The organism is Flavobacterium sp., from assembly GCF_039916025.1.
In the GTDB taxonomy this organism is placed as follows: domain Bacteria; phylum Bacteroidota; class Bacteroidia; order Flavobacteriales; family Flavobacteriaceae; genus Flavobacterium.
This window is the reverse complement of record NZ_JBDSMB010000132.1, coordinates 1-4542: the sequence shown is the minus strand read 5'-3', so window position 1 is coordinate 4542 and position 4542 is coordinate 1. Positions and strand designations below refer to the sequence as shown.

Genomic DNA, 4542 nt, shown 5'->3' with positions numbered 1-4542 from the left:
GCCTAGAGCAATTAGTTTTTCAATCTCAATTCTATGGTTGCGATTGAGTCTTTTGTAAGCTGTTTTCATAACACAATTTTAAGTCATTTTTTGTCTTAAAAATTGCGTTAGATTCTTGATTCTGCGTGATGCTTGCCTATAACGTTCCGCTGCTTCTCGTCAGTTGCGAACTTCGGAACGAATTATTTTCCACTAAGATAAAAATTCTTGCGAAACGTGAACGTGAACTTACAACAAAACTCGCAATTGCGAGAAACGGCTGTTAGCAGTAGTACCTTTTTTATTTAAGATAAATTTCATTTTTCACATAAGTATTATTCAGCCAAAAACAATGTTTTGTGTATTCACTTTGGTTTGTTAATTTGTCTTTTTTCGGCAATTCATATGTGTCTAAAGCGTTTGTTGCGTGAGGACGAACGTGAGAAATAGAGCTAAATTTCTTGCTAGGAAAATTCGTGAAACGAATTTGCTTGCCTTTTTTATTAGTTTTTATTTCTTTTACGATTTCGCCTTTTGCAACAATTTGTTTTGTTTTTGTCCAAACTTTTTCAACTTCAATTAAGTCCAAATATGGCATATTCCAAAATTTTACTTTCTTCAAAACGAGTTTTTCGTTCTGAAATTGAAAGAAAACAAAAAGGAATTTATGCTCCAAAACATCTTTGAAATCCGAATCTTCCCAATCTTGATTTATAATTTCCTCGTACTTAAAATTTGGAAATGAAATATCTTCTTTTGGTAAATCATTTTCTTTTAAGCGGACTGTTTTTACAATAATTTCAGCTTTTTCAAATTCTTCAATTTCTTTATCAAGTTCAATTCCGAGAATTGCTTTGGTCAGATTTGCGTAAAAACTTTTGGCTTTTGTATTTATTTCTATTTTCAGAATTTTTACAATTTCTTGCTCGGTTTTCCCATAAAATGGTTTGAATTTAGAAATTACAATTTCTTCAATTGTTTGCTTTTTAGCAACTTGAATGTTTGGAATTAATTTTCCGTAAGTTTCTTTGCTTTCATTTGCAATGGACGCAATAATATGATTTACATAGCCTTGCTTAAAAGAATATGCTCTTTGTTTTGCAGGAATTTCAGAAAATGGTTGTTTCCTTACAGACAAAGCATTTGCACCTTTGGTGCAAGCTCCAAGATAAAAAGTGTCGCCTTCTGAAAGTTCATGTGCTTTTCCATCGGCTATTTTCTTCGTAATTAACTCCCAATCTTTCTTAATAATTTCTAAATCGGTAGATGGAAAACTCCATTCATCAACAAGTTTTATCAGGTAATCTAAAATGTCAAAGCCAGCTTGATGTAAATAGAATATCAAGAGAATGCTTGCATTCTTTTTGACAAAATCACTATTTTCAAAATTCTGATTAACAACATTAACGTAGTTAATGATGTTTAAAACTAATCGCTCTTTAGAGCGATATTCATTGTTTTTTAATTGTTTTAATGGCGAAGATTTTAACTCCATTCCAATTTGAGCAAAATCTGCTTCTGCCAAAGAGTTTGGCTCATAACCAAAATAAAATTTCTCTAAAACTTGTCCAAAGTTTCCTTTACCAGAATAGGAATGCTCCAAAACCTTTGGATCACAAACTTGTCTTAATGATTTACCTTTTAATTTTTTTGCATACTCAATAATAGAGTTTTTATCACTTGGATTATATGGTAACTTCATTGTTTATTTTTTGAGTTAATACAACACCAATTTTTTCTATAACTCCAACTACCAAAGCATTACCCATAAAAAACGCACGTTTGGTATCTGTAACTCCTTCAAATTTTGTGTGATTATCGGGAAACATATTTAGTCTTTCTAATTCAACTGGCGATAATCTTCTATATCCTTTTGCAGTTTTTATAACGTGTTTAAATCTTGACGCAGATTTTCCACCTTCGCCTGTTATAATTGTTCTTGATGGTTTGTCTAATGGATCAGGAAAAATCATTCCGCCTTCGCTGTAATTGTACTCAAAACCTTGAGAATTTTTTCTCATTTCTTTTTTTGCACCTTTTAAGTAAAACCATTTGTCTAAATCTTCCTCGTTAATGTAGAATTCCTCGGTTACTTCTCCGTTTTGGATTATGTCTTTAAGAATTGTGAATTTATCTTCATAACTTGGTTTAGTTTTGATTGTCGTAACAATTCCATCAATCATAATTCCTGTATTTTCAAACATTCCTGTTTTTCCATTTTTGTTGAAATTTTCTGAAATTTCAACAATATCTCCATTAAGTTTGAATTCATTTGGAAATAAAATGTTATCAGATTGAACAGGAAAAGCATTTGCCAAAGTTCCGTCTTTAAGTAACCAATCTGTTGAATTAGTTTCTTTTATTTCGTTGTAAATTGTTGAATTTTGAGAATATGCCAAAATGAAAATTCTTCTTCTTCTTTGTGGCATTCCGTATTCTGCTGCGTTTACAACACGCCATTCAACTGCGTAACCTAAATCATTTAAACTTTTTAGAATGATTGCAAAATCTCTTCCTCGTTGTCCTGATGGAGAAATTAAAAGTCTGTCAACATTTTCTAAAAATAAATATTTTGGTTTGTTTTCTTTTTCGCTTAAGATTTTGTGGATTGACCACCACAAAACACCTTTTTTTCCGATTAGTCCTTTGGAATTTTTTAGTGTCGTAGCAACAGAATAATCTTGACAAGGAAAACCTCCAACTAACAAATCGTGATCAGGAATTTCAGATATTTCAACTGTTGAAATATCTTTGTTTGAATGATTTTTTTTGTCCCAACGAGTTTCATAAACCATTGATGCGTGTTGCACTTTAGTTGATGGTTCCCATTGATTGCTCCAAACAACTTCGTATGGACTTTCAAAATCTTCTTTGTAATTTGATGATGCAGACTTGTTATTCCAACCCTCTAAACCAAGGCGAAAACCACCAACACCAGCAAACAACTCTACAACTTTTATTTTATTTTCCATCGTGAATAGTTTTTAAGTAAATTGCTTTTTCTTCTGCTACTTTTAGAACTTCTCCGATATTTTCTTCATAAAGAATTGAATTTGCAATTTGATCACTCAACCAACTTGTAATTAGTTTGTTTTTGTCTAAATCGTAAAATTCAGCAAATTTTTCAACTTGTTCTTTTGATGGTTTTCTTTCTCCACGCTCAAATTTACTAACGATGGCTTGGTCAATGTCAAGTGCAGAAGCTACTTGTCGTAGAATTAAGCCTTTGCTTTCTCTTTTGTTTTTAATAATATCTCCAAATGTTTCCATAAGACAAAATTTGTTTTGACAAAAATAGTCAAATTAATTTCAAAAACAATTTATTAGTGATTTTTTTTCGAGGATTTCTCGTTTTCTGTGGATTTTTTTTGGTATTACTGCTAACGTTCCGCCGCTTCTCGTCAGTTGCGAACTTCGGAACGAATTATTTTCTGTTAAAGATAAAAATTCTTGCGAAACGTGAACGTGAATTTACAACAAAACTCGCAATTGCGAGAAACGGCTGTTAGCAGCAGTTTTATTTAATTTTTATATTTTTTATTTGGTTTGGCTCAATTTTTTCTTCGTCATCCAACTTTTTCAAATAAGTTGAATTGAAAACAATTCTATCAGTTAGAATCCTGCCATCAAATAATTCAATGTCTATAGTTTGGTATCCCATTCCATGTTCAGGCAGATTTTCGAGATAAATAATAAATCTATCAGGAAGTTTTAATTGATTAGAATTTCCCATACTCTTTTTTTAATATATATGTTCCATCTGAGGTTCCTTTCTCAAAGTACGCTTCAATTCCACCTCCTGCGTGCTCAAAAGCAGGTTGTACAATTCCTTTTTGTAAAATATCTGTGCTTTTTGGACGAATATAAAATGCCCATTTTATTTCTTCATTGTTTGGTAATGCATATCTATCAATTGGCTCATCATTTGTTGAAACGCATTGTGTATAATCAAGTAGAGTTGTCGTAAATGAGCCAGGCTTTAGTTTGTTTTTTTCAAAATCAATTCTTTTATCATCTTCATAGGCTGATAATCTTACATAATAATCAGTACCATTTGCATATTCTTTTTGACTATCTGTTGCCCCTTTGCCTCCAGACTGTCTTTTACAATAAATTCTTTTATTTTCAGATAAAGCTATGTATTCACGAGTGGAACTATGGTCAAAAACTTTAATCGTATTAGTTTCTAACATAAGTTCTGTAGCAGTATTTAGCATTACTTTATACCCTTCAGTTACGACCAATCTTTTGTAAGTAAGGAAATGGGAATCTAATTCAATAGCTAAATCAGTATTATATACAATAAATTTTCTATTAAAATTCCTGTTGTATTGTGAAGCAGTAATAATTTGGTAACCCATACCAGTTTCTGGTTTTTCCAATAATGTTCGGGAATCTTGTGGATGAATTCGATATATCATAATTTCTAGGGAGTTCTGTAGCGTCCTGAAATAGGTTGACGTTTTTTTAATTAATTTTCAATTCAAATTTAGATAAATAATTTCTTTATTCCTACGATACGATTTATATGGCATATCGGCATTTAGATGCACGCTAATGGGC

At 31.4% G+C, this 4542-nt stretch carries 5 protein-coding genes; all 5 read right to left on the bottom strand.

Translation table 11 applies throughout. The annotated features are described in order from the left end of the window. Positions 1-280: 280 nt before the first annotated feature. Positions 281-1681: a Sau3AI family type II restriction endonuclease gene (locus tag ABIQ27_RS09515; RefSeq protein WP_348033648.1), complete on the bottom strand. Its 1401-nt coding sequence runs from the start codon at positions 1679-1681 to the stop codon at positions 281-283. Further along, positions 1665-2951 carry a DNA (cytosine-5-)-methyltransferase gene (gene dcm, locus ABIQ27_RS09510; protein ID WP_348033647.1) on the bottom strand — a complete coding sequence of 429 codons (1287 nt, stop codon included), beginning with the start codon at positions 2949-2951 and terminating at the stop codon, positions 1665-1667. The genes ABIQ27_RS09515 and dcm overlap by 17 nt, the downstream gene beginning before the upstream one ends. After that, on the bottom strand, positions 2941-3249 hold the full coding sequence (locus tag ABIQ27_RS09505; RefSeq protein ID WP_348033646.1) for a helix-turn-helix transcriptional regulator: 309 nt from the start codon (positions 3247-3249) through the stop codon (positions 2941-2943). Before ABIQ27_RS09505 ends, dcm begins: the two co-directional genes overlap by 11 nt. A gap of 247 nt (positions 3250-3496) precedes the next feature. After that, on the bottom strand, positions 3497-3712 hold the full coding sequence (locus ABIQ27_RS09500; RefSeq protein ID WP_348033645.1) for a hypothetical protein: 216 nt from the start codon (positions 3710-3712) through the stop codon (positions 3497-3499). After that, positions 3699-4400, bottom strand: a complete 702-nt coding sequence (locus tag ABIQ27_RS09495; RefSeq protein ID WP_348033644.1) for a hypothetical protein — start codon at positions 4398-4400, stop codon at positions 3699-3701. The genes ABIQ27_RS09500 and ABIQ27_RS09495 overlap by 14 nt, the downstream gene beginning before the upstream one ends. Between the last annotated feature and the right edge of the window lie 142 nt (positions 4401-4542).

What these genes read in the sequence shown, in the direction of transcription:
- ABIQ27_RS09495 (WP_348033644.1), bottom strand. Translation starts at nt 4,400, where the DNA reads ATGATATATCGAATTCATCCACAAGATTCCCGAACATTATTGGAAAAA.
- ABIQ27_RS09505 (WP_348033646.1), bottom strand. Translation starts at nt 3,249, where the DNA reads ATGGAAACATTTGGAGATATTATTAAAAACAAAAGAGAAAGCAAAGGC.
- ABIQ27_RS09500 (WP_348033645.1), bottom strand. Translation starts at nt 3,712, where the DNA reads ATGGGAAATTCTAATCAATTAAAACTTCCTGATAGATTTATTATTTAT.
- ABIQ27_RS09515 (WP_348033648.1), bottom strand. Translation starts at nt 1,681, where the DNA reads ATGAAGTTACCATATAATCCAAGTGATAAAAACTCTATTATTGAGTAT.
- dcm (WP_348033647.1), bottom strand. Translation starts at nt 2,951, where the DNA reads ATGGAAAATAAAATAAAAGTTGTAGAGTTGTTTGCTGGTGTTGGTGGT.